24 protein-coding genes and 5 tRNA genes are annotated in these 24,939 nt (G+C 39.9%); 4 read left to right on the top strand and 25 right to left on the bottom strand.

Annotation, left to right across the window (positions count from 1 at the left end):
- Positions 1-34: 34 nt before the first annotated feature.
- The 11 genes from WJP93_RS00465 to WJP93_RS00415 all read right to left on the bottom strand — a co-directional run bounded on the left by WJP93_RS00465 (position 35) and on the right by WJP93_RS00415 (position 9,348).
- Positions 35-772, bottom strand: coding sequence for an ABC transporter ATP-binding protein (locus WJP93_RS00465; protein WP_118612071.1), 738 nt, complete (start codon positions 770-772; stop codon positions 35-37).
- A gap of 83 nt (positions 773-855) precedes the next feature.
- Positions 856-1,884: an ABC transporter permease gene (locus tag WJP93_RS00460; protein ID WP_118612070.1), complete on the bottom strand. Its 1,029-nt coding sequence runs from the start codon at positions 1,882-1,884 to the stop codon at positions 856-858.
- A 29-nt stretch (positions 1,885-1,913) separates the two neighbouring features.
- Positions 1,914-2,471 carry a dTDP-4-dehydrorhamnose 3,5-epimerase gene (gene rfbC / locus WJP93_RS00455; RefSeq protein WP_337546236.1) on the bottom strand — a complete coding sequence of 186 codons (558 nt, stop codon included), beginning with the start codon at positions 2,469-2,471 and terminating at the stop codon, positions 1,914-1,916.
- A gap of 36 nt (positions 2,472-2,507) precedes the next feature.
- On the bottom strand, positions 2,508-3,428 hold the full coding sequence (locus tag WJP93_RS00450) for a glycosyltransferase family 2 protein (RefSeq protein WP_337546234.1): 921 nt from the start codon (positions 3,426-3,428) through the stop codon (positions 2,508-2,510).
- An 80-nt stretch (positions 3,429-3,508) separates the two neighbouring features.
- Positions 3,509-4,894 (bottom strand): O-antigen polymerase, encoded by a 1,386-nt coding sequence (locus WJP93_RS00445; protein ID WP_337546233.1) that lies wholly within the window; start codon positions 4,892-4,894, stop codon positions 3,509-3,511.
- Positions 4,878-5,141, bottom strand: a complete 264-nt coding sequence (locus WJP93_RS00440; protein WP_066562415.1) for an HPr family phosphocarrier protein — start codon at positions 5,139-5,141, stop codon at positions 4,878-4,880. Before WJP93_RS00440 ends, WJP93_RS00445 begins: the two co-directional genes overlap by 17 nt.
- A 69-nt stretch (positions 5,142-5,210) precedes the next feature.
- On the bottom strand, positions 5,211-6,632 hold the full coding sequence (locus WJP93_RS00435; protein WP_337546230.1) for a CdaR family protein: 1,422 nt from the start codon (positions 6,630-6,632) through the stop codon (positions 5,211-5,213).
- On the bottom strand, positions 6,622-7,488 hold the full coding sequence (gene cdaA, locus WJP93_RS00430) for a diadenylate cyclase CdaA (protein WP_227100011.1): 867 nt from the start codon (positions 7,486-7,488) through the stop codon (positions 6,622-6,624). The genes WJP93_RS00435 and cdaA overlap by 11 nt, the downstream gene beginning before the upstream one ends.
- Before the next feature lie 20 nt (positions 7,489-7,508).
- The gene (locus tag WJP93_RS00425; protein WP_227100012.1) at positions 7,509-8,510 is read right to left on the bottom strand and encodes a hypothetical protein; all 1,002 of its coding nucleotides are present in this window, start codon (positions 8,508-8,510) and stop codon (positions 7,509-7,511) included.
- Positions 8,473-8,910, bottom strand: coding sequence for a hypothetical protein (locus tag WJP93_RS00420; RefSeq protein WP_227100013.1), 438 nt, complete (start codon positions 8,908-8,910; stop codon positions 8,473-8,475). Before WJP93_RS00420 ends, WJP93_RS00425 begins: the two co-directional genes overlap by 38 nt.
- A 162-nt stretch (positions 8,911-9,072) precedes the next feature.
- Positions 9,073-9,348: a DUF6465 family protein gene (locus WJP93_RS00415; RefSeq protein ID WP_118612063.1), complete on the bottom strand. Its 276-nt coding sequence runs from the start codon at positions 9,346-9,348 to the stop codon at positions 9,073-9,075.
- Between the two features lie 266 nt (positions 9,349-9,614).
- Between WJP93_RS00415 and WJP93_RS00410 the strand changes: the two genes are divergently transcribed.
- Positions 9,615-10,277 (top strand): DUF308 domain-containing protein, encoded by a 663-nt coding sequence (locus WJP93_RS00410; RefSeq protein WP_227100014.1) that lies wholly within the window; start codon positions 9,615-9,617, stop codon positions 10,275-10,277.
- Positions 10,278-10,338: 61 nt separating this feature from the next.
- Here WJP93_RS00410 and WJP93_RS00405 read toward each other — a convergent pair whose 3' ends face one another.
- The 3 genes from WJP93_RS00405 to WJP93_RS00395 all read right to left on the bottom strand — a co-directional run bounded on the left by WJP93_RS00405 (position 10,339) and on the right by WJP93_RS00395 (position 13,140).
- The gene (locus WJP93_RS00405) at positions 10,339-11,469 is read right to left on the bottom strand and encodes an aldo/keto reductase (RefSeq protein ID WP_066562633.1); all 1,131 of its coding nucleotides are present in this window, start codon (positions 11,467-11,469) and stop codon (positions 10,339-10,341) included.
- A gap of 126 nt (positions 11,470-11,595) precedes the next feature.
- Complete coding sequence (locus WJP93_RS00400; RefSeq protein WP_118612061.1) at positions 11,596-11,829, bottom strand: DUF896 domain-containing protein; 234 nt, start codon at positions 11,827-11,829, stop codon at positions 11,596-11,598.
- 36 nt (positions 11,830-11,865) lie between these two features.
- A complete protein-coding gene (locus WJP93_RS00395; protein ID WP_337546222.1) occupies positions 11,866-13,140 on the bottom strand; it encodes a glycosyl hydrolase family 28 protein in 1,275 nt (424 codons plus the stop codon).
- 157 nt (positions 13,141-13,297) lie between these two features.
- On the opposite strand from WJP93_RS00395, the gene WJP93_RS00390 reads away from it, so the two are divergent.
- Entirely contained in the window at positions 13,298-14,383 is a 1,086-nt protein-coding gene (locus tag WJP93_RS00390) for a hypothetical protein (protein ID WP_337546221.1), read from the top strand.
- Positions 14,384-14,445: 62 nt separating this feature from the next.
- On the top strand, positions 14,446-14,736 hold the full coding sequence (locus tag WJP93_RS00385; protein ID WP_337546219.1) for a cysteine-rich small domain-containing protein: 291 nt from the start codon (positions 14,446-14,448) through the stop codon (positions 14,734-14,736).
- 23 nt (positions 14,737-14,759) lie between these two features.
- Here the strand turns inward: WJP93_RS00385 and WJP93_RS00380 are convergent, their stop codons facing one another.
- Positions 14,760-15,167: a LytTR family DNA-binding domain-containing protein gene (locus WJP93_RS00380; RefSeq protein ID WP_337546217.1), complete on the bottom strand. Its 408-nt coding sequence runs from the start codon at positions 15,165-15,167 to the stop codon at positions 14,760-14,762.
- A 261-nt stretch (positions 15,168-15,428) separates the two neighbouring features.
- On the opposite strand from WJP93_RS00380, the gene WJP93_RS00375 reads away from it, so the two are divergent.
- Complete coding sequence (locus WJP93_RS00375; protein WP_337546215.1) at positions 15,429-16,865, top strand: helix-turn-helix transcriptional regulator; 1,437 nt, start codon at positions 15,429-15,431, stop codon at positions 16,863-16,865.
- 47 nt (positions 16,866-16,912) lie between these two features.
- Here WJP93_RS00375 and WJP93_RS00370 read toward each other — a convergent pair whose 3' ends face one another.
- The 10 genes from WJP93_RS00370 to WJP93_RS00325 all read right to left on the bottom strand — a co-directional run bounded on the left by WJP93_RS00370 (position 16,913) and on the right by WJP93_RS00325 (position 24,764).
- A complete protein-coding gene (locus WJP93_RS00370; RefSeq protein WP_337546214.1) occupies positions 16,913-18,103 on the bottom strand; it encodes an SLC13 family permease in 1,191 nt (396 codons plus the stop codon).
- Positions 18,085-19,359, bottom strand: coding sequence for an MBL fold metallo-hydrolase (locus tag WJP93_RS00365; RefSeq protein ID WP_337546213.1), 1,275 nt, complete (start codon positions 19,357-19,359; stop codon positions 18,085-18,087). Before WJP93_RS00365 ends, WJP93_RS00370 begins: the two co-directional genes overlap by 19 nt.
- Before the next feature lie 79 nt (positions 19,360-19,438).
- A complete protein-coding gene (locus WJP93_RS00360) occupies positions 19,439-20,515 on the bottom strand; it encodes an LCP family protein (protein WP_337546211.1) in 1,077 nt (358 codons plus the stop codon).
- Positions 20,516-20,537: 22 nt separating this feature from the next.
- Complete coding sequence (locus WJP93_RS00355; RefSeq protein ID WP_337546209.1) at positions 20,538-21,035, bottom strand: RNA polymerase sigma factor; 498 nt, start codon at positions 21,033-21,035, stop codon at positions 20,538-20,540.
- A 179-nt stretch (positions 21,036-21,214) separates the two neighbouring features.
- A tRNA-Glu gene (locus tag WJP93_RS00350) sits at positions 21,215-21,286 on the bottom strand.
- Between the two features lie 29 nt (positions 21,287-21,315).
- Positions 21,316-21,389: transfer RNA gene (locus WJP93_RS00345), tRNA-Pro, on the bottom strand.
- Positions 21,390-21,396: 7 nt separating this feature from the next.
- Positions 21,397-21,468: transfer RNA gene (locus WJP93_RS00340), tRNA-Glu, on the bottom strand.
- Positions 21,469-21,497: 29 nt separating this feature from the next.
- A tRNA-Pro gene (locus WJP93_RS00335) sits at positions 21,498-21,571 on the bottom strand.
- A 7-nt stretch (positions 21,572-21,578) separates the two neighbouring features.
- A tRNA-Glu gene (locus tag WJP93_RS00330) sits at positions 21,579-21,650 on the bottom strand.
- Between the two features lie 216 nt (positions 21,651-21,866).
- The gene (locus WJP93_RS00325) at positions 21,867-24,764 is read right to left on the bottom strand and encodes an insulinase family protein (protein WP_337546207.1); all 2,898 of its coding nucleotides are present in this window, start codon (positions 24,762-24,764) and stop codon (positions 21,867-21,869) included.
- Positions 24,765-24,939 lie beyond the last annotated feature (175 nt).

Below are 24,939 nucleotides of genomic sequence, written 5' to 3'. Positions count from 1 at the left end.
ATCCTTTCTGCCCGAAGCTTTGCATCTGTTTTTGTTACAGTCTGTAGGCGTCACACACTTCCTTAACATCGCCAAACATCTTCACCGTATGGTTTTCAAGCCATACAACACGGTTGCACATTTCACGAATCTGATCCAGATTGTGTGATACATATAAAACTGTAGTTCCTCCCGCCATCAATTCCATCATACGTGCGTGGCTCTTTTTCTGGAAATTTTCATCGCCAACAGAAAGGATTTCATCAACGATCAAAATTTCAGGGTTGACAACCGTTGCGATTGAAAAAGCCAGACGCATCAGCATACCTGATGAATAATTTCGAATCGGTGTATTGATAAATTCACCGAGTTCTGAAAATTCCAATATGTCGTTATAGCGTGATTCAAGAAATTCCTTTGAATATCCTAAAACCGCACCGTTTAAATAAATATTTTCCTTTCCGGTCAAATCGTAGTCAAAGCCGGAGCCAAGCTCAAGCATCGGCACAATACCACCTCCGCGATAAACGCTTCCCTCTGTTGGTTTTAAAATTCCGGAAATGATCTTTAAAATTGTACTTTTTCCAGCTCCGTTTCGGCCTATTAAACCGATTACCTCGCCTCTTTTTACATCAAATGACACATTCTTAAGCGCCCAAAAATCCTTATATTCCACCTGGCGCTTAAGCATCTTTGTCACCATCTCCTTAATACTCGTAACCCTGTCGTTTGCCATGCGAAAACGCATAGACACATTTTCGACGCGGATTATGCTGTTATTTTCATCTGCCATTTTTATTAACTATGCCTTTCCATAACCTGCAAAAACCTTCAAAAGCTTTCAAAAGCCTTCGAATTGTAATGATCTTTATAAACTTAGATATACAGTACAAACTGATCCTGCGTCTTTTTAAATACTGTGCCGCCGATTATAATCATGACAAGTGAACAAATCGCACAGATAAAATACTCGCTGATTGCAGGAGAACATCCATCAATAATAATAGTACGTACAAACGTTACATAATGATACAGAGGATTAAACTGCATCACCTTAGCCAGCCATCCTGCACCACTTCTTTCCAGCATACCTGTACTGTAGATGATCGGTGTTGCATACATCCACATGGTAGAAATAACTCCCCACAAAAACTCAACATCATGGAAAAATACCATGAGGCTTGACAGCAGAAATCCCATGCCAACTGCAAAAGAAATCACGAAAATAAGTGCAAGCGGCAGCAAAAGAATTGACCAGCGAATATACAAACCATTAAACAGACCATAGAAAATCGTAACCAGAAGAAGCGGAACCATTGAAAGCACCATGTTGATGCTTGCAGACAGAACCTTTGTAACCGGATAAATATATTTTGGCACATAAACCTTTGTAATCAAAGATGCATTGCTGATAATTGCACGCATTGCCTGATTACAGCAATCATTAAATCCATTGAAGATTACAATACCGCAAAGCAGGTAAATTGCATAGTGCTGAACACCTGCATCACGCACGCCAAGCAGCTTACTGAATACAACATACTGTACGGTCATCATCAAAAGCGGATTTAAAAAGCTCCAAAATACACCAAGCACTGATCTCTTGTACTTAATTTTAAAATCTCTTGAGATCAGCTGCTCCATCAAAAACTCATACTTTGCAAGTGTCTGAATAAAGGAGCCTCCCGCTGTAGTTAAGCCCTTCTTTTCTCTGTTAACCATGTGCACACCATATAATGCAAGCGCTAACAAAACTGCGACCTCAAACACAAAAGCTGTAACAATTCCTGATGTGCTTGATCCAATCTGAGGCCATGCTAAAAAATCCACAAGCAAAAATAAAAGAAATAATGTCGCAACTGCTACTTTACTGACCTTTTTTAAATCATATTTTTTATTATTCATATTCTTTCTTTATCCTGCTATCACCTTTTTTATTCAAAATGGAAGGTATCCTTTAATCCCAACCACTTCTTATCCTTCTCAGAAAGAATCGGCTCTACACCCTCTGGAATCGGCCAGTCAATTCCGATCTCAGGATCATTCCAAAGCACACCGCCCTCATCGCCTGGATGATAAAAATCAGTACACTTATAAGCAAACTCAGCCTCATCAGTCAATACTACAAATCCATGCGCAAAGCCTTCTGGAATATAGAACATCTTCTTATTTTCAGCAGTCAGCTCAACACCAAACCACTTTCCGTATGTCTTTGAATTGGCACGCAGATCAACAGCTACATCAAACACACCACCGCGAATTGCACGAACAAGCTTACCCTGTGGATACTGCTTCTGGAAGTGAAGTCCACGCAATACACCCTTTACTGACATAGACTGATTATCCTGAACAAACTTCATATCTAATCCAGCCTCAGCAAAATCATTATAATTATAAGTCTCTACAAAATAACCTCTCTCATCCTTAAATACGGTAGGCTCGATTACATATAATCCCTCAATATCACAGCCTGTTACTTTAATTTTTCCCATTTTATCTTTTCCTCCTATTTTTTGTTTATGAGATTTTTATTCCTGCCAATATTTTTTATTCATTGTGCAGAAACTAATCAGCTTCTTTGGCAGCTTATAATATTTTTCTCCAAGCTTGTAGCCCACAACCTTGCAGCCTGAAATATATACAAGGCGAAACAGTTGTCCAAACTCATGATGACGAATCAGATAGCGTGCGGTATCGAACACAAGGCGTTTGCCCTCACCAAGTGTCTCCACATTGTGAAATGCCTCCTGATTATCTGCATGTGAAACACCATTATCGAAATTTCTTTGAAACTGCTGAAATCCTGTATAATTGTGTGAGTGAATCACTCTCGCCTCCGCCACATAAGCCACAGAGTAGCCCGCATTGATAGCTGTGGACGCAAAGACCATATCTTCATTAAATATTGCCTCCGGCAAAAATCCACCTAATTCCTCATACGTACTTTTGCGGTACATTGCACATGAATTTGAACAAAAATAAGTTTTAATTCCAAGTGCCTGAATATCTGCCTGTGTCTTTACCCTGCTTTCTGCCGGGTAATTAAAATTTCTGGTAAAGCGTTCAATTGCTGAGTCTGTCTTTTTGGCAAGCTGTCTGGCATATGCTGCTGCTACAAGCGGATCGTCAAACGCTTTTGCTAAATACTCTACCAAATGAGTATCAGCCGGGACTGCATCCTGTGTCATAAACAGCATCAAATCAGCAGTTGATTTTCTTGCTGCCATATCTCTTGTCGCACCATGATCAAATTCTTCTGGTGCAATATGATAAACTTCCATATTGGCTGGCCAGCGAAGATTCTTTGGAAAACCAGCTTCGTCTGTGTTGATCACAATAATGCGTTCCACCGGATGGGTCTGCTTTTCCAGCCGGTCTAAAATCTTTTGAAGCTTTTCATCCGGATAACTCACCGGAATAATTACATCTACTGTTTTCTTTTCTTGCATATCTACCCACATTTCCGCCGTTAAACGGCCTTTTATCGGCAATCCTATTTAGGATACCACAATATAACTTTTTTGTAAATCTACTTTTTTACATATAAATAGAGTGCCCCCGTCAATGCAAACCAAAACCATGTGGTTGGCACGGTAAACCACGACGAGAAGAACGACAATGCTAAATACAGTGCAAGCTGTGCGTAAAACAAATACAAAATTGGATTACTGTTTTTTCTGATTTTTTGTGTGAGTGCTGCACAGACAGCACCAAGAATCAAGCCAAATAAAAATACACCTATTAAACCAAAATCATAATACGCATCATAAATTAATGTCAGTGTATTAAGTTCTTTAATAGTAACAGGCATCTCAAAGGCAACTAACGCAGGAAAAACAAATTTCAATCCTGTAAGTGCAAACACCGGAAACAGCTGCTTTAATCCAAAGGTGTGCTCTACTAAGCCCTGCTGCAAAGCCTGTGTCAGGCAATTAAAATTCGAGTAATTATTTGCAATATACATATACGCATACTGCAAGAAAAGCGGCATATTCTCATTTTTCATCTGAAAAATGCTGTTTAAATAGCCCGGCTCATAATTTCTTCTGATTGTCATGAAAACTGCTGCCGCAATTACAACTGCTGCCGCTGCGCCAAGCATGGCAAACAGCTTCTTTTTATTTACGTTTGGGCGCATCAAAAGAAAAATTAAAATTGGGAGCGCCAGCGTCAGAACAAACTGAAACTTAGAAACGCTCAAAATCGGAATTGAGGCTGACAGCGCATTATACACAATCAGCTGAATCAATTTTCCTTTTTCAAGCGGCTGCCTGTCTTTTTTCTTTTCCATGTACGTTAACATATAAATCAACGTCAGCGAATGCGTAAACATGCAGCTGACTGTAAAATAATGTACACCTGAAATATGAAAATGATCATATGCGTGTGTCTCTGTTGAAAAAAGCGGCACATATCCTAAAATGACAGCTTCAAAAACAAATGTTGCAAATGTCACAAGTGATACAATACGTATACAGCAAAATAAACGATTTTGAAACTGCTCTTTGGTGACTTCTTTTTTTGACATCTGGCATTTGCTTTCTAATACAATCACCAGTTTTGAAAGATATATTTCGATTGCTTCATATCCTGCTAAAAATAAAAGATAAAAGCCACCAAATGAAAGCCACGTCTGATTAGTCCATGAAGACTGCAGATTACTTAGCTGCATAACGCCAAGTCCCTCTCCTGCCGTCCAAAAAACAGAAAGCAGAAAGCGAAACGACACCAAGCTTTGATCTTTCTTATAAAAGTAAAGACCCATCACAGATGCTGCCACAAGAAGTACACAGCCTGCTGCCACAAAAAAATCATTTTTTTCTAACACCATAGCCAAAAAAGCAAAAGCTCCATATATGGCATAAGGCAGAAGCAACTGTCTGCCTCTGCCCTCTATATTATTCGCCAAGACCATTTTCAATCCCCGCTATTACGGCCTTTAACGCTTCTTCTTCATCAACTCCGTCACAGACAACTTCAATTTCATCACCGTTTTTTACACCTGCACCAAGCACGCTTAATACGCTCTTTGCATTAGCAGTAACGCTGTTAAACTGAAACTGAACCTTTGATTTGTAGTTCATTGCGATCTTACATAAGATCCCTGCCGGTCTCAAATGAAACCCTGTCATATTTTTTACTGTTATCTTCTGGCTTACCATACTGATCCTCTTCCTTTCTTACCTCTATAACAAGACAAACTTTTGTCTGTCCGTTTCTAAATGTTTATTTTATTGTGCAGCAGTTTCTTGTGAAGTACTTTCCTGCGTTGTCTCAGTTGCTGTCTGTGATGAAGCTTCTGATGTTTCCTGCGTATTCGTCACTGAAGTACTCTGCGTCACAGTCGTACTCTCTGTCGCTTGCGTCTCTTCTGTCTGTGCTGTTTTATCAATAATGCGAACTGATACAATCAGATCCTGCGTCATTGTATATGCACTGTCCAGCGTAAGAGTAACAGGAACATTTATATATTCTCCTGCTTCAAGACCTCCGACATCAATCGTACCCTGAAGCGTCTCTGGATTAAAACTATCAAGATCGGCCTGCAGTGCCTGAAGCGTCAATGTCAATGCAGGGTCAATCAGTTCGTATTCGTACTCTGGCTTTGTATTTACTAATTGAAACTGACTTGCATCAATCTGAAAGCTTTCCGTCTGGAGCTGTTCTAACTCGATTGTTACAGAAATTGTACCACTTTGCCCTTCAGAAAGTGTAATTCCCTCAGGAAGATACTGTTCAATAGCAATCTCAAAAGTCTTATTGCTGCTTGCCCCGGTAATATCAAGCTCCCTGCTTGGAATACTTACTGTTGAAATGTTAGCGAGTGCATTTTTAGAGCCAGATATTGTCAAAAGCTTCGGTGTGTAGTCTACCTTGCTCACCACATATCCATCTGCTGGTGTTCCACTGCTTCCTGCTATGCTTATACTTATTTCTTTTGCCTGATTTAAGCTTACCGTAACCTCTACTGTACTCTGACTGATTGTCAGGCCGCTTCCTGATAAGGTGCGATTATTTCCATCATATAGTGCAAGCGGTGCTGTCACGCTTCCTCCGTCTGTAATCGCGCTTAGATCTACATTTGCCTTGACCGCCGCCAGATTCGAAAATGCACTTGTCGGACCGCTTACAGTTACACGAGACGGATCGCTTGAAAGTGTTCCAACCTGATATCCTTCTGGAAGCTCTTTTGTAGTATTAAACTGCACAAGGTATGTGGCCGATTTTAATGCATCAAGCACAACCTTTACATACCCTTGTGACTGTGGATATTCCCAGCTTTGAATATATGTGGCAGATGATGCCTTTGTAATTTCAATACTGATCTTGCTGGCTTCCGGTGCTTCCTTAACATCACCAATCACTTCTGTAAGATCCGCTTTTACTGTAAAATCATCGGCAGAAAGATATCTTAAACGGCTTCTATGAAGCTTAACTGGAATTGTGATAGCATTTGGTTTTGAAATTGCCACCATATTTTTCTCAGCCAAACCGCCTTCTTCATATGTGATCGGAACACTTACACTGCTTGTTATAACTGGATCCTGTGTATTGTTTAACACTAGCCACAAAAGGACTGCCAGTACAAACCCCAAAAGCTTAAGTGGAAAATTTTTGAGAAAAAGTTTTTGATTTTGACCTTTATTTTTCATGTCTCTTCCTTCCTTTCCTCAGCCTATCCCACACAGTCTGCGTCTTTTCACTGCTTTTTGTTCCGCCAAGCAATTCTCTGAGCTTGTCACTGTTAACATTTCGATACAGCTGTCCGTCCTTTGTCAGTGATACCTGTCCTGTCTCCTCTGACACAATAACTGTCAAAGCATCCGTCACTTCACTGATGCCAAGACCTGCGCGATGTCTTGTTCCAAGTTCCTTACTTATCGTTTTATTTTCCGATAAAGGCAGATAACATGTAGCAGCCGTGATTCTGTTTCCGCGAATCACAACAGCTCCATCATGAAGCGGAAGGTTGTGCTCAAAGATCTGCACCAGAAGCGGTGCACTTACAATGGCATCTAATAAAATACCAGTTGCAATATATTCGTTCAGCACAAATTTCTGCTCAATGACAATCAATGCTCCTGTCTTTGCACGCCCCATGCTAAAGGATGCACGAACAATCGCATCAATAGTATCATCTGCATTTTCTGCAACTTTATCTTTTGTGCTAGAAAGCGAAAAAAGTTCAAATAAATGATTTGTTCCAAGCTGCTCTAATGCACGGCGAATCTCCGGCTGAAAAATAACAAGCAATGCTGTCGCTACATACGGTGCGATTCTATTAAAAACCATTACAATATTATTCAGCTGTAAAATAACTGCCAGTATATACATCGCAAAAATAGCTGCCGCACCCTTTAACAGGATCCACGCCTTGCTCTGCTTAATCCATAAAATAATATGATAAATAAAATAGGTGAATATAGCAATCTCCAGGACATCGCTTAATGTCATGGAAGCCGCTGACCAGCGTATATAATTTTCATAAAATCCTCTGATGGCTTCCATCCTTCTATCCTTTCTCCTGCTTACGTGCGGAAATAATCATCCAGAGACTGGTCATCATCCAAAAAGGAATCCTCCTCGGACGTTTCGCCATCTCCTGCTTTTGTTATCGTAGTTACTTTTTTATCTGTTCTCGCAACAGAATATTTTGGTATTGCTCTAACATAATACACATAATTTTCATCCTCATATTCAAGAAATTCTGTATGCGTTCCATCTAACAAAAAGAGAAACACATGAAGAACACTCGAAATAAGAACGCCAAGTATAATAGAAATACTTAGATACAACAAATGAACAGTTACACCAAATGCTACATTGCCTACTAGGACAGTCAGAACATAACATGCTGTTCCTGCTGCGATTGCAATTGCCCATGCATAAGAATATGGAAGTTTACGAATCATATAAACAACAACAATTGTAACTACTAGTGCTGCCATTAATAGCAAAATACGTTCATTGCTTCCAATTGCCTTTATAAAATAAGCCGCCTTTTCCATTGATGTCAATCTTTGAGCTGATGCCTCAAGTACTGAACTATTTTGGCGAAGCGTCAAAATCATGCCATATACAAATGTACCTGCCGCTGCCGGAATCACTGCAATTGGTCCACATAAAAGACCAATCGGAATCGCTGCGGCACCTGTCAGATTCAGCATTCCAGCAAGACACATAACTGTGATAAGCACTGACTGTCTTGGCTTAAATATAAAATATGTCAATAACAAAAATAAAAAGAATGCTACGGCAGTCACACCTGCTTCCACTGAAATCATAAGCATATGGACTATTACAAATATTGCTACCAAAATTGAGCAGGCATCAATAGGAATCATCACTGCAATAAGAGTAGCAACCACGATTTCTGCCCAGCTTCTAGGATTCATACTGCCTGATAGCTGACTGTGAATCATATAAAATACAAGAAATGCCAGCAAACATTTTGTGCAGATGCGCACATATGCTTCATAGCGGCCATAAACCTCACTTATCTTTTGCCGTAGTTCCAGCAGAGCTGTCATTGATCTGGCTCCTTTCCGTATAGTAATCCTCAAGTGCCATCAAATGCTGTCTATATTGACGAACTAAAACAGCCGCTGTGCGATAGCGTCTGCTATAACACTGATGAGCCATTGCAAGTACTGCTGTTAAAAAGCCAAGATATCCAACAACCCATATACAGCCGATTCTAATCAGCACCTGCCTTGAAAAAGAAACTGCCTGTGTACCATTGCCCATACAAATAACGCCTATAAGTGTAAGCAACAAATAGGCCATTGTATAGCAAATCCATATTTTAATCATCTGAATGGATACATAATCTTTTTTTCGGTATCCACAGATTTCAATAGAGCGGCGTTCTTCCCTTTTTTGAATCATTGCCACTTGTGTCATCATGCGGATCTTTTCCTCTTTGATCATGCACTCACCTCACTCTACAGATTCTTTTTTTACTCTTTTTATATTATAGCACACATTACTGGATTTTTGTAGAAGTTTTTTTAAAATTGTTAACTATTTAACGCGGTATAAAAAAAATAAAACAGCCCCTATGTTTTCACACAAGGACTGTCTTCTTCTCAATTACAGCTCAATGCTTCCGGTGATCTCACCGTTAATTACATAATGTGCCTTTCCTTCTTCTGGCTTTACATATACCTTTAAGTCAACCAACTCGGAAATCTTTCTCTTCATCTCTTTCTTCCACATTTCCTCAATGCGTGCAGTGATGCTGCTTAACTGAACTTCTTTACCATACCACTGAAGATATACTTCTCTTGTCTTCTTTACTGTAGCCTTCTTTGCTGTTTCTTTTGTCTCTGCAACTGCTGCAGTTTCCTTCTTTGTTTTTGCTGCCATATGTATAATCCTCCCATCTTGATCAATTCATATATAATGTACAAAGCCATTCTGTTAAAACAAAATGGCAATGCACGTGCAACCTTTATTTACATCAATTATAAATTATACTCTCCGCGTTTTAAAAAAGCAACCCATTTTATGAAAAATGGTTGTTTTTTCTAGCTTTATCTACTATAATCAAACTAGTTCTATCTAAGTTTCATAATAAAATCAGGCTGCTGTGCCGGCCTGCTACACGAATGGTACAGAGAAAAGAGGTTATCATGAAATTTTTAAAACAAAATTCCGTTAATCTTTTGATAAGCCTTTGTGAACTGATTATCGGAATCCTGCTTCTCATTGACCCTACAGGCTTTTCAAACGGAATCATTATCGCCTTCGGAGCAGCCTGCCTCGCCTTTGGTGTTGTACAGATCGTGTTTTACTGGAAAAAACCGCTTGCAGAGGCAATCTCGCGTTTTTATTTGATGAAGGGACTTATAAGTATTTCCGTTGGTCTTTTTTGTATATGCTTCTCCCACTGGTTTTTAGAAACCTTCAAGCTTCTTTCTTTCCTGTATGGAATTCTTCTTCTTATTTCTGGATTTTATAAGGTTCAGTGGAGTATTGATCTTCTTCGCCAAAAAGAAAAGCGTTGGTGGCTTGCCGCAGTAAGTGCCGGACTGTCCATTCTGTTTTCTCTTATTATCATCGGGAACCCATTTTCAACTGTTACTGTCACATGGATTTTTTCTGGTGTTGTGCTAATTGCAGAAGCAATTATTGATATTGTGATGCTTCTTTTAATTCGCGTATTTGTAAATGCTAAGTTTCCAAAGATAAAGAAAAAAGAAAAATCTGTCAGTGATGATTCCGTGCAGCAGGCAGATACATCTTCACAGCCAACCTCATCTGAGTCATCAAACGACTCAAATGAAACTCCGTAATTAATATGATACCACAAAAAAGATCAGTCAGCATTACGCCGCCTGATCTTTTTATTATTTCTTATCTAAATAGCTTTTCAACACGCTCGAGCTCTTTGCGAATCTGCAAATGCTGCGGACAATGACGCTCACAGAAACCACAATTCTTGCAGTCTTCAATCAGCTTTCCGCCATCCTTTACATAATTATCGTACATCTTCTTTGCATGATCCTTCAGACCGTATACATTGTAGTATGTAAACATGTTAAAGATCTTTGGAATCTCAATTCCTGCCGGACATGGCTGACAATATTTGCAGCCTGTGCAGTAAAGCTCACTAAACTTCTTTAACTGCTCCATTGCCTCTCCAAGCTGCTGCCACTCTTCTTTGGAAAATCCTGTGCTGTCAGATGCAAGTTTTGCATTTTGCTTTACCATATCAAGTGTCTGCATACCAGATAATGCGCAATTTAAGTCTGGATTGCCCAGAACAAACTTAAATGCAAGTTCATATGTTGCAATTGATTTCTTTCCAGTAAGCTTTGCATAAAGCTCTGTCGGTGCTGCCAGTCGTCCGCCGCCTACAGGACCCATTGCAACTGTTCCAACTCCATTAGATGCTGCATAATGAAGCATTTCCTCATTTGTTCTGTCAAGCAAATTGTACTGAACAAGCATACTCTCCATCGGAATACCGCGTTTTTTTGACTCATCAATAATATACTTAATTGCAAGCGGTTCATCATGGAAGGAGAAGGAAATATGACGAATCAGTCCCTCTTCTTTTGCTTTTGCAGCATCAGCAAGCAAATCCTGTGCCATGATTGTCTGATCAAATTCTTTACGATTAATTCCCCAGAAATGATAAAAATCCAAATGATCTGTTCCCAGCTTATCAAGACTATGCTCCAGTGCACGGCGATAATCGCCAGGCTTCTTACAGACATCTAACGGAATTTTCGTTGATAACAATACCTTATCACGGAAGCCCTTAACTGCTCTTCCGACAGCTTCCTCACTATTACAATTGCAATATTTTGGTGCAGTATCAAAATAGTTAACTCCCTGACGATATGCCTCTGCCACCATCTCATCTACCTTGTCCTGATCCACATACATCTTTCCATCCTTTTCATATTCTGGAAAACGCATACATCCAAAACCAAGTGCAGAAATCTTCTCACCTGTATTTCCAAATTTTCTGTAATTCATACTTTTTACCATTCCCTTCTATAAAGTAAATACTGACAGCAAAGCCATCTCTTTAACTGTCAGTATATCATATTCCATTACTTAAAAAAAGAAAAAATTCTTTTCTTTTGATGTAATATCGTAGTATCATTCTTTAATCTTATTCAGCCAATCCTTACGGCGGTCTTTTACGTTAGTGATTGTTCCATCCGGATTTTGAATCTTCATCTGATCAAGAGAACTTCTCATATTTTCGCGGATTGAACGAAGATATTTCTGGCGCAGAGCTTGCTGTTCTTCCTTCTCTTCTGCTGTCAATGTTCCTTCTTTTTGCTTTTTTGCCAACTCATTGATTCTGGCAATTTCCTTTTCTGTTACCATAATTTTCTGCCTTTCTTGGTCTTTTGCTATTTGTTTTTAAGCCTCTATCACTACATTTACATTGATGATCTTCATATTTTCCACTGCATCTGCCTTGAAGCCATCATTTTTTGCCTGAATATCCAGATTTTCAAATGTAAAATCAGACAACTCATATTGTGCCTTATTTGGCTCTACATTAAAATATGTTTCACACTCGCACTTGCAATTTTTCATTGTCACATGATCTGCATAAGACAGCGGAATATCTTTACGATCCTTCAGATCGTAAAATTGTGTCCATGGATTAATATTGATAAAATTTGTAATGTTGCCCTCAATATTCTCAAGCGTAATATACTCATAATGCTGCGGTGTATCTGGGCGCATCTTTAACCATAAAAGATTACTTCCGCTTCCTACCTTAATGCGGCGCAGCAAAATATTTTTGTTGTGTACCGACTCTGATCCACATGTCAGACAACCATGGCAGAAACCATACACACAATCCTCAACAAGAATACGCTCATTAGCACCATTATCAGGCGCAGTATCTGCCCACGGACCCTTTCCGCCCTTTAATACAACAGAATCGTCATTTACCTCCAAATAGCAATTCTTCACCAGAATATCGCTGCACACATCAATGTCAATTGCATCTGTGCTTGGCGCCTTAACAGGCGATGCCGGTGAAAAAATACGACAGTTGAGATATTTGACATGATCACAGTGATAAAGATGTGTTGTCCAAAAATGTGAATTTTGCAAATTCAAATCTGCAATAAGCACATTTTTACAATTTGACAAATACACAAGGCGCGGACGCTGTTCGTCCTTATTCGTGCACTTTGGATTCCAGCTGCGGCGAAGCCAGAATGCTTTCCAAGAGCGCATACCGTTTCCATCAATAGTGCCAGGTCCGCACATTACAAATCCATCTAACCCATCTGCATTGATTAGTGCTGAAAAATATAGACAACTCTCTCCCTCAATTCTAGTCTCGCAAATCGGATAATCAGAACAGTCATCGCTTCCCTTTAACATACCGCCCTGTGCTACGTATAAATGAACGCCCTGCTTAAAAAATAGTGCACCTGTCAAATATGTTCCTGATGGAACAACAATAACACCGCCGCCCTCTTTCGCTGCCAGATCAATCAATGCCTGAATTTCCTTTGTGTAAAGCTTTCCATCATCAAGGATACCATATGCAGTCAGAACATACTGTTTTCCAATTTTCTCCAATGAAGGTACATTTGTATCATAAAACCATCCATCTATTGGAGTGCCGTCTGGGAAAGTTTCACATACATTTATATTTTTGGTTTCCATGTCAGATCCTTCTTTCTTTTTTTCGCTCTTATTTTTATTCCCACTTCATCTTACCATGACTCGAAAAATTCTTCAAGCATTTCCCACGATTGGCTTGATGCAAAACAAAAATAGGAGTACAATTAAATAAAAAAATAGTGAAGGTAGGTACATTTTCATGGAAAAAGTATGTGAATATGAAGGATCTTCTCTCTGGGGCATGAATGGCGGTCAGCCAGAAAGTCCAGATGGAACCCTTCTTGTCTACGCAAAAAAGCCTGATTTGGAGGACAAAGAAAAGCAGATCACCGAGATCTGGATCTGCGACCGAAATACACTGGCAAACGCACGCTGTGTCTTTACAGTAAGCTGCGGCAACCACAATGGTCCATCTGCCACTTTTACAGATAATGATCACATTGTTTTTCGTGATATAATAAATGGATTTAGCGCATTTCGTGTCCTGAATATTCATACAGGAGAAGTTGTTTATGGACCAATCTTCGGTAAAGAAAGCCACTGTGCTGAAAATGGTCAGTATCCATTCTCCATCTCAGAGGAATTTCTGGACAAGAACCCCGATTACCCAGAACTTGATACATGCGGTATTTATCTGCTTGATTTAACAACTGGAAAGATTCGCCGCGTTGCCGATAAAAAGACTGTTTATGACATGGTTGTAAAAAGTGGCTGTACACCAAATGCTCACACAACTTCAATGAGCCACGTACAGTTAAATCCATCTGCGACAAAGGTGATGATGCGTTTAAGCGTTGCCAACTGCCCTGTATTTGGTGCCCTTGGCTGCATTGACCTTGAGACTGGTAAGACACATGTCATTCCAGACAAACCAGTTCATCAGCTTTGGTTTGACGATGATACATACATGGCAACTCGTCAGTACTATGACGGTTCAAAGATTGAGATGGAAACGAGCCGTATCCAGCGTTTTACACCAAACGGAGAATGCATAGAAACGCTTGGTGGAATTGGAAATCATATTGATGGTTCTCCAGACCGCAGCTACTTTGTCGGAGACCGCGCTTATCCTGGCTACCCAGCAGACATTTTCCTGTATCGCCGCGGCGAGACCACTCCTATTGCTACATTTGGTGGACAAAACTTCCAAAACTGTACTTGGAAACTTCAGATTCATCCAAACCCAACCTTCTCACGCGATGGAAAACGAATTTACTTTAACCACCCAGTTAGCGAGAACCGCGCAGAAGCTTGTTTTGTTGAAATCGATGAGCTATTAAAATAATATTTGCAAAGATAAATTTATTTTATAACAAAGTAATTTCTAAAGATACAATATCACTTAATATGAAAGGTTTTGATATGGAACGACCTAAAACGACTCATTATCAATTTTTCTGCAATCGAGAATGTGAATACTTTCCATGCCATAAAAATGCGGACCCGGACAATTTCAACTGCCTTTTTTGCTACTGCCCACTATACGCACTTGGCAAAAAATGCGGTGGGCAGTTTCGCTACCTTCCAAATGGAAATAAAGATTGCTCAAATTGTACTTTTCCGCACAAACGAGAAAATTATAAGGCAATTACATCACGATATAAGGAAATTGCCGAACTGATAAAAGAAAAAAACTAATTATTATTGCACAGCCACAATACTCAGGCATTGACATAATTTTCATATATCTCTTTTGTCTCTGCCTGATGTGTACGGCTGACTGGTACCATTCTTCCATCAGCCATATAAAGCAACGTTCTTTCAAGGCGTACCACATATTCTAAATTTACGATATAGCTTTTGTGACACTGATGAAAATAATCAGGAAGCAAATCAACAAGATCCGTCAGCTTCTGATAAATGCGAATCTCCCGATTTTTCGTATATATGTACACATTATGCCCTCTGCTTTCCATAAAACATATTTCATGGCAGTCAATGCGCTCCATCGTCTGTCGTATTGGCAACATCAGCTGATCTCGACAAATACGTATCATGCGATCTACCAGATACTCGGCAGGTTCCTCTCTTTTTTCAAGCACTTGTGCTACTATGGTACAATCGCTCATATAAAGTCACCTTCCCCCTCTTCTTTTTTATAATAGTTTTATCCTACAACTAGTTCTATGCTTTTATTATATTCTTCTTTAGTATACAAAGAAACATATATAAAAACAAGCTGTGCCAAAAAGTGTGCCCGTATGTACTTCAAACTTTGTCACACAATCGTCAAAATTTGTTATCAAACAGCAAAATTTGTTATGCCAAACTGTTTGATTATATGGTACAATATACTTTAACTATATAAAGTTTTAAAGGGGGACTTCTTTGTGTCGAAATTCAGTACCTATTTAAAAAGATTAATTGCCGACAGTGGAGAAAGCATCTCTTCACTTGCCCGTACGATTGGAGCAGAACGCACTTCAATTCACAAGGCACTTGCTGACGAGCGAATACTTTCCTATAAAACAGTTCAAGCACTCGCACGTCATTTTAATCTTTCCGTTGATGAACGAAAAGATTTTTTTCAGCTATATGATATCCTTCTTCAAGGCGAGGAAACGTACAACAACCGTCAGGCCGTCTGCCGTTTGTTAAACAATTTGGCATCTGTTGATTTTTCCATGGCTCCGCCGCCAGAGGTTTCTTCTCTAAGTATCTCAGAACGTCTGATCAAGGGTGAATTTGCCGTCCGAAGCGCTATCCGCTCAGTCTTGATCTATGAGATTTCTCATACTGAAAATGCTGAGTTTAACCTTTTTCTTCCACCAAGCTTAAAGTTAACTATCGACTTTATGGAATTTTGGCTTGACAACCGCAGTTTTACAGTAAATGAACTGCTTTGCTTTGAAACAAGTCCAAACGCTGCTGCAAAAAATCTTGAACTTTTGCATGCTGTTATCCCACTGTGTCTTGCCTCTCGTGGTCACTATAAGCCTTACTATTTTCATGAGACTCCAAAAGCAGCATCGCTCTCTCCAATGGGATACTACATTATTTCTCCGCATTATCTGATTCTATTTTCAGAGGATTTATCCACTGCACAAATCCTAGAATCAGAAGACCTTATTTCGTATTACCGTAACTTCTTCAAAAATCTGCTGCTCCAGTGCGAACCGTTAACCCAGTGCAGTTCAGACATGGCAGAAGTGCTAAATGAATATATTTCTGTTGCCGCACCTGATTCTTTGCATATAATTATGCCGCAGCCATGTATCGGTCGCTATATATCGCACAATATAGTTGAGAAATATTTGAATCGCTCCCAACTTCCACTTGATCCATACTTGTCACTAATCGACCAGCACTATTCCTTCCTGCGTCAGGTTGAAAGCAACTACTACACCATTTTTACAGAGGAAGGTTTGCAGAATCTGATTGAAAGCCGTACTTGTGATGACTCGCCAAAGGAACTGATTCCATATCTTGACCAGTCAGATGTCTGTGATTTCTTAAAAAAGCTGTATCAGGAGATTGAGACTGGCACTGTACTTGGACTGATTGCTCGTCCAACACAGCTGCATTTACCAGATTATCTTTCGATCTACATCAACCCTCAGACTGGTTTGCACATTTATACGACATTAAAATTTGTCTTTGGTTCTTACTGCTGCAATATTCATATCACAGAAGAGTCCATTCGCAGTCTGTTCCTTGATTTCTTTCATTCACTTCCAGAGAGCAATCTTGTCTACTCAAGGGAAGATACGCTTTACCTGTTAAAACATCATATCAATCAGTTAGAAGCATCAATTAAAACAAAATAGCAAAAAATGAAGACCGGTCAACAGTTACATTGACCGGTCTTCATTTTTTATAATTGTCCCAATATTTTGGCTGCGGCTAAAAGAATGACTAATAAAATCACATTTGCTGCCGTAAACCAAATAAAATATTTGCCTCGTAGTGATGCATCTTCACGTGAAATATATTTAAAGCTGATTAAACTAGCCATAGAAGCAATCATAGTTCCAAGACCGCCTAGATTAGTTCCAATAATCAATGCCCGATAATTATTTGTAAAGCCCGACAACAAAATTGCTGCTGGAACATTGCTCATTACCTGACTTGCTGCAACCGCTATTATGACCTCCCTTGTTTGAATCAAATTCTGAAGAATACTGCAAAACTGAGGGATTCTTCCAAGATTTCCAATAAAAACAAATAGTGCTGTAAATGTTCCAAGCAACGCATAATCTGCATTTCTAAATAATTTACTGTCGAATGCTGCTGCCCAGGCAATCACACAGGCAAATACTATCCAAATAGAAATTAAGCGGCCTACTGCAAGAAGACTTAAGAAAAATAATATCAGATATATAGTCAGACGAAGCTTATCTGAAATTTTTCTGCTTTGTGTCTTTGCATACACAGCTTTATGTGTTGAACCATCCATGCAATTAGTTTCATTATCTGTCTTTCTTTTTGTATGGATTGCAATCCATATAATCAGAATTAACAGCGACAATGCTGTATACGGAAGCATCAGCAAAAAAAATGATGATGCCTGCAAATTTGCTTTTCCATAAAGATATAAGTTCTGAGGATTTCCAATAGGTGTCATCATGCTTCCCAAATTGGCTGCTGCTGTCTGCATAACTACACAGGGAATCAGCCAATGGCATCGCACCTCTTTAGGAAATCTCTTTAAAATTAGAATGGCAAATGGAACAAATGTAATCAATGCCACATCATTTGTAATCACCATTGATAAGAAGAAGCAAAGAAGTACGAGAATCATGACAATACCAGAAATACTTTTCACTCTGTTTAACAGACTTTGTGCGATATAGTCAAATACCCCTATCTCTCTCATTCCTGCAACAATCACCATCAGACAAAATAAAATAGCAAGTGTGCGAAAATCAATATATGATGCATACGTATCATCTGGATGTACAACAAACATTGAGATAACTGCCAAAATCACCGCAATTGACAGAACTGGTTCTTTCTTCATCACATTCTTTATCATTGTTTTTATTGTCACCAACACTTTTTGCATTTCTCATACCCCTGACTTACTGCATCTGATTCTGTTACCTGGCGCGCATTTGCTGGATTCATATTTCCGCAATTATTTCTGCTGTGATATTTAGATCCAGTAGCAGACAGCCATACCATGTTTCCTACCGGCTGGGTTGGAGCAGCCTGTGTCATCATCTGTAGATCAATATCACTCAGGTAAGAAGACGGAATATATGTAGTAGCACCATTAAATACAATAGTTGCCCAGCCATTGTCATCGCGGTTTAATACCTGTATCTGATTGCCTGGTCCAAGCTCGCCAACAGTACTGCTTGTGTCATTCGGTTCTTCTTTTACAGATACAAAATCAGCAGCATACAATACTTCCCCGTTGCTTGGTACATTATTCCAGGTGATCGTCTCACCGTCTGATATCGCAATAATATTGCCCTGCAGATCTGTTCTAAAAATCTGTGCCTCAATTGATTCCAATTTTTCTATTGTATCTAGGTCTGGATGACCATAGGAATTATTCACACCACATGAAATAACTGCATATTCCGGAAGAACAGCTTCCAGAAAATCCCAGCTTGTGGAGCTTGCAGAACCATGATGTCCTACTGACAGTACATCACAGTAAAGATCTTCATTTGCTGCTATGATATCCTTTTCTTCCTTTGACTCAGCGTCACCAGTAAATAAGAATGACGTATCGCCATAATCAAGACGAACCACAACAGAATTGTTGTTTGAATCATCCCTAATTTGTGTCGGTCCAAGTACAGTAAAGCTGCCCTCGCCAAACTCGTACTCTTGACCCACTTCTGGGTATGTCACTTCCTTATTTTGAGACAACAATGTATTGTAGAATGACGTATAAAGTTTGGAATTATGTTTATAGTCCGGTGCAATGATTGTCTCAGTATCAAATGCATGAAGTGCACCGACAAGACCATTTAAATGATCTGCATCGTAATGAGACGCAATCATATAGTCAATGTCCTCAACACCCTCATCCTTCAGATATGAAACAAAGTATGATGCTGCGTCCGAGTTTCCACCATCATATACAAGTACATCATCACCAGCCTTTGCCATTATTGCTAGTCCCTGACCAACATCAATAAAGTGAACTGTCAATTCTTCCTGAGGCAGATTGCTCTGTGTGTTTTCGGCAGCCGGTACAGCCATCGTCCCCGGCAGCATCATGGTTGCTGCAACGGTGACTGCCATCCACTTTTTCAGCTGCCCTGTCAATTTTTCTGGAAATGTTTTTTCAAGCATGTGTTTCATCTTTGGTGTGTTCCTCCTTTTTTTCGTATGAGACAATCAATATTTAATAAGAAATTGATTGCTTCACACGGTACTAGGATTAGTTTAACACACTCAGATGTGGAATGCCATAAAATTCTTCTGAAAGAGTATACACAGGTTCTTCATTGTTCTCTTCTTTGGTTACTTCTACATACTCGCTCTGTGCCAGATCAATATATGAAAACTCAGTACAAGCAAATGCCTGTTCCATTATCATTGCAACCTCAAATGGTTCATTCGATAATGTGATATCTGCATTCACCGTGGATAAGATTATAATGCTGGCAACCGTTATCTTTTCATAATCATTGTTTTGCTCAGCCATTCGTGAATATAATTGTTTCAATGCCTTAAGAAAACGCGATCCTCTTACACCATTCTCTGTATCACGCACTCTGCACCATGCTACAGTCTGCGGACCATCAAGAAGCTGAACTCCGAGTTCTGTAATCTGCCCCTTTGTTGCAATGCCTGTCGATTCCACTACTTCTGTCAGGTACCCATTTAACTGAGAATACTTTGGATCTAAATCTGCCTCTGTAACCTCTAATTCCAAACCTCCATACATATTAACAAGCTGTGCAAATATTGAAAATGATGCTGTCACTTGACCCTCAATTTTAATTCCAAAATTTCGTTCAATTGCACTCCAAAGATCATTAGTACTCTGATACCACCAGTCGTACTCACTCGCTTCCTTTCCATCCAGCTCTAGGCGACGTGGAATTGAAATAAGTTGAATTTTTCCTTTGCTCGCATCCATCCCTGCCAAAACAATTGCATCTGCATGCGTACCTGTTTTTTTATCTGTGCGACCATCCGTTCCAAGTAACAAATAATATTTCATTTCTTGATTTACTTGCACGGTCTGTGAATTATCTTCCTCTGTACTCTTTTCCACCTGTGCTGCAGGCTGATTTGTATTCTTATTTCTTATAATGTCTGGCATAGCTGTCACCATAAAAAATACAATAATCGCTGCCGCTGCCATTGCAATTTTCGCAAATCTGCCCATCTTTTGCCTATTTTCTTTTTTTGTCTGCACTTTTGCTCTCGCAGCTACCCATATTTTATCTTTCTGTTCTTCCGAAAGCTTTATTTCATCGCACATATTTCTATAATCATCCTGCTTCATGCTGCACCTTCCTTTCTGTTTGTTAAATTCGTGAACTACTATCTGCCTGCGGCTCCACCAGTTCTTCTTTCAATTTTTTTCTCGCTCTAAGTAAGAGTGACCGCACCGTAGATGACTGTTTTTCCATAATTTTAGCAATCTCTTCCGTTGAATAGCCGACATAATAATATAGATAAATTACTGTGCGGTATTTTGTTGGCAATGACATTACACTCTCCCACACATCGCTAATCTGCACACCTACCTTTTCCATATCAATAAGCGATTCGTCCGCTGTCACCTTACGTCTCCACCATTGGCGATGAAGCTGCCTGCATTCATTAACCCCAACCTTAAGTAACCATGACTTTTTATGACTTTCCGACTCAAATGTTCCTGTGTACTCCATTAAATGTACCAATGTATTCTGCACCGCATCCATTGCATCATGTACATTTCCAGTGTAAAAATAACATAGTCGGTACAAATCATCACCGTAGTCATTATAGATTTGACGTACCTCTCTTTCTTCGTGTTTCATCCCTTATCACCTCCGCCTTGTAACGATCAATGCATTGAATTTTCTACTTGTGTTTTATTTCCTTTCACCTATATCATGCAGCTGCCTTAAGAAATGTTGCAAACTATTATAAAAAAGATTCTGTTTCCAGGAAAAATCCGAACAAAAAAGAAAAAGTCCTGCTTTCGCAGGACACATAGCAGCTTGTAGGAGAATCGAACTCCTGTTTTCGCCGTGAGAGGGCGACGTCTTAACCCCTTGACCAACAAGCCATATTTATTTTTTCTTTGCCTATCGGCAATCGAGGCGACAAGATTTGAACTTGCGACCTCTGCGTCCCGAACGCAGCGCTCTACCAAACTGAGCCACACCTCGAGCTAAGCAGCTTGTAGGAGAATCGAACTCCTGTTTTCGCCGTGAGAGGGCGACGTCTTAACCCCTTGACCAACAAGCCATATTTATTTTTTCTTTGCCTATCGGCAATCGAGGCGACAAGATTTGAACTTGCGACCTCTGCGTCCCGAACGCAGCGCTCTACCAAACTGAGCCACACCTCGAGCTAAGCAGCTTGTAGGAGAATCGAACTCCTGTTTTCGCCGTGAGAGGGCGACGTCTTAACCCCTTGACCAACAAGCCTTGCAACGATATATATATTATCATATCTCAATTCTTTTGTCAACACTTTTTTCAAGTTTTTTTAATTTTTTATTTTTTTTGTTCTTTTTCGACACTTTACAACGGCACGCTAATACCACATTCGCAGCAATCATTTGTAAAAACATTTGCGGGATACCATCACTTTTGCGAATTGGTATCCCACGAATAAATTGCCTAGCTCTGAATAGTTACAACTTACAGCGTAATAATCTCGTCAAGACCACAGCCTTCCATCTGCTCTGCACCACCTACAACACAGATACCGCCCTCTTTCATAGCAGTACTAATCTGCTCTGCGGCCTGCGCTAGCTTTTCTGGTGTTGTCTCGAGAATCTGCTGCCAACGTGTGCAGCGCTCTTCCCAACTAATCTGTCTCCAATAGAAGTTATCTGCTGCCTGTCCCTTCATTCTAGGTGTCTGAAGCGGTGACTGATCTGAAACTGTTCCAATGATAAAGCCTGTCAGATCTGGATTTTGTGCCGCAAACTCTTTTAAGAAGCTGCTGCAATCTAAATATTTTCTAAGAGATTCTCTGGCGCTCGGATCACGATACGAATAGCAGTAAAATCCTCCATTTGCTCGAGTAAGCATACCTGTTCCGTAAGCACCGCCCTGAACGCGAATTACATTCCACAAATAGCTCAGGCTCACAATCTTGGCTGCTGTCTGCCATGCACCATTATAATTTCCTGTAATTGTACCGCGCACTGCAAAGGCGATATCGGCTGGAATGATGATTCCCTCTTTTTTGATGCCCCATGGCTTTATTGCAATTGTCTGTGTCTTCAAAAGATCTGGCTTTGACGGCAAAAGCTCCTGCAGCATTTGAACAACATTCGCTGCATATGCATCTGTATTTCCTGTAAGACTGATAGTCAACTGTTCCTTTGAAACTGCCTTTGCATACAGCGCTGTCAATTTTTCAAGAAGACTATTCCAGTTCCAATTTTCTTCCTGAGTTTTTAACCACTGATAGAATGTAACACCACCAGTACACTCTGAAACTACACTTGAAACACTCATCTGCGCTGACACACGACCAAGTGCTGCTGCATGACCACCCATTACTGTCTGCTCAAAGCATCCCATCTTAATCTGACGCAACAAATCAAGAACTGCTTTTTCAGAATTGGCAGTATCAAATCTTGTCTGCGTCAAAATCTCTGCTGCAAGACTAACTGCCTGATCTACATTTGACTCAAGCGTGCTAAAGGATGCGCAAAGCTTTACTGTACAGCAGCTGCTGTCATCCTTTATATTGAAGGTACTGATAAAAAAAGTCATGCTTCCGCACAAAAGACGTACACGGTTGTTTAACTCCTCTACACTTGACTGTGTTGTTTCCAGATTTCCAAAAAGGCGACATAAAAGTCCAAGTGCTGGAAGTTCTGCCTCTGTATAATGGTTTTCATCGAAATAAAGCGTAATATAAGCAATTCCGCTTGAATTAACGCGATGAACCAATACCTTTTGTCCATCAATTACAAGTTCTTCAATTGGCTGCTCTTGCGGCGTGCGGCTTAAATCAGATAACTCTAAATGTGGAAGTGCTGCCAACTGCTCTGGCGTATCTTCGCTGTTTTGCCATGCCTCTAGTCTTTCCTGTTTTGCAATAATCTCTTCTCTTGCCTTCTCACTCCACATTGCAGACTCATCTTCAATTCTCTTTGCTTCCTTTGCTCGGCGCGCTTCTCCTGCTGTTTTAGACGGAATCAATGTAACCTTACAGCGATGCGGATTTTCAAGCAGCTCTTCACGAATTAAATGTTCAAAATATCCCTGTTTCATCTTTTCACGAAGATGTACAAATAAGTCACCAATCTGCAGATTAGCCTCTGGTGCGCCTCCATACAGCCAGCTGTCAAACACCTGCATTCCAAGAATCAGTCCCTGCGGATAGCTTCCATAATCGCGTTCTCTCATCTGGAACTCAAGATTTGCCATAGAAGCTTCTAACTTCTCATGATCAAGACCACCATTTGCTAATGCATTCAGTGTGTCGAAAATTCGCTTTTCTACTTGTTTGCAATTCTCTTTTTTCACATTGCGAGCCTCAATTTTTACCCACGGATTTGCGACACCATCTATTGTATAAAGACGCATTGTTTCTGCAAGTCCGTCTTCTAACACTGCCTTCGTAAGCGGTGCCTGATTATTTCCAGTAAGCACATCAGACAAAATCTGCATTGCTGTAAGCTTTTCGCGCTCTGCATAGGTTCCGATCACACGCCCCCAGGACAGACGAATTTTTCCATCTTCATTCTCATCGGCACCAATCTCATATTCAATTTGCTGCTCACCCGCATCCACTGCTGACTGAAGCGTTGGCGGATCCATGCGCTTTGTCTGTTCAAATGAGGACAGATATTCATCATTGATAATACCAAGAATGGCATCTATATCCATTGCGCCATCAAGATACACATAGGCATTCGACGGAGAATAAAACCGTTTATGGCTTTCAATAAATTCTTCATATGTCAAATCCGGAATTTTTGTCGGATCACCTCCAGATACATAACGATACGGTGTATCAGGAAAGAGCGCTCTATTGATTGTCATATCCATCAGTTCATCCGCATCTGCAAACGCTCCCTTCATCTCATTAAAGACAACACCTTTGTAGCCTGGCTTTCCCTCGCTATCAAACTCATAGTGCCATCCTTCCTGATAAAAAATTTCTGGTTTTGTATATACAGCTGGATAAAATACAGCATCAAGATAAACACGCATCAAATTGACAAAATCCTTATCATTTCGGCTTGCCACCGGATAAAAGGTCTTATCCGGGAATGTCATTGCATTCAAAAATGTGTTCATGGAATTTTTTAAAAGCTCCACAAACGGCTCCTTAACTGGATAATTTTTTGAACCGCATAAAACGGAATGCTCTAAAATATGAAATACACCTGTATCATTCCAAGGCAGAGTCTCAAAGCCAATGCCAAATACCTTATTTTCTTCCTCTCTGCTTATCCATACCAGCTCTAAGCCTGTCTTTTCATGCTTCATCTGGTACATCACTGCATCTAGCTCAGGAAGCGGTACTTCTCTTTCTACGATAAATCCATGAACTGTATCATGTACTGTCATAAAAAGTCCTCCTTATTCTCTATTTTTCTTACCTACTGATTAGTATTATACTGATTCTGACAAAAAAGAGCAAGAAAATTCTGACATTTACTAAAAGTCTCTCAAAATAAAACGCCCCTTGAAAATGATATGCTACCCTCATATAGGACAATGAAATATAAAAGTCCTATATGGG

Source organism: Anthropogastromicrobium sp. (assembly GCF_037349415.1).
Classification (GTDB): domain Bacteria; phylum Bacillota; class Clostridia; order Lachnospirales; family Lachnospiraceae; genus Anthropogastromicrobium; species Anthropogastromicrobium aceti.
The sequence above is the reverse complement of the archived record's forward strand: the minus strand, read 5'-3'. Positions and strand labels throughout refer to the sequence as shown.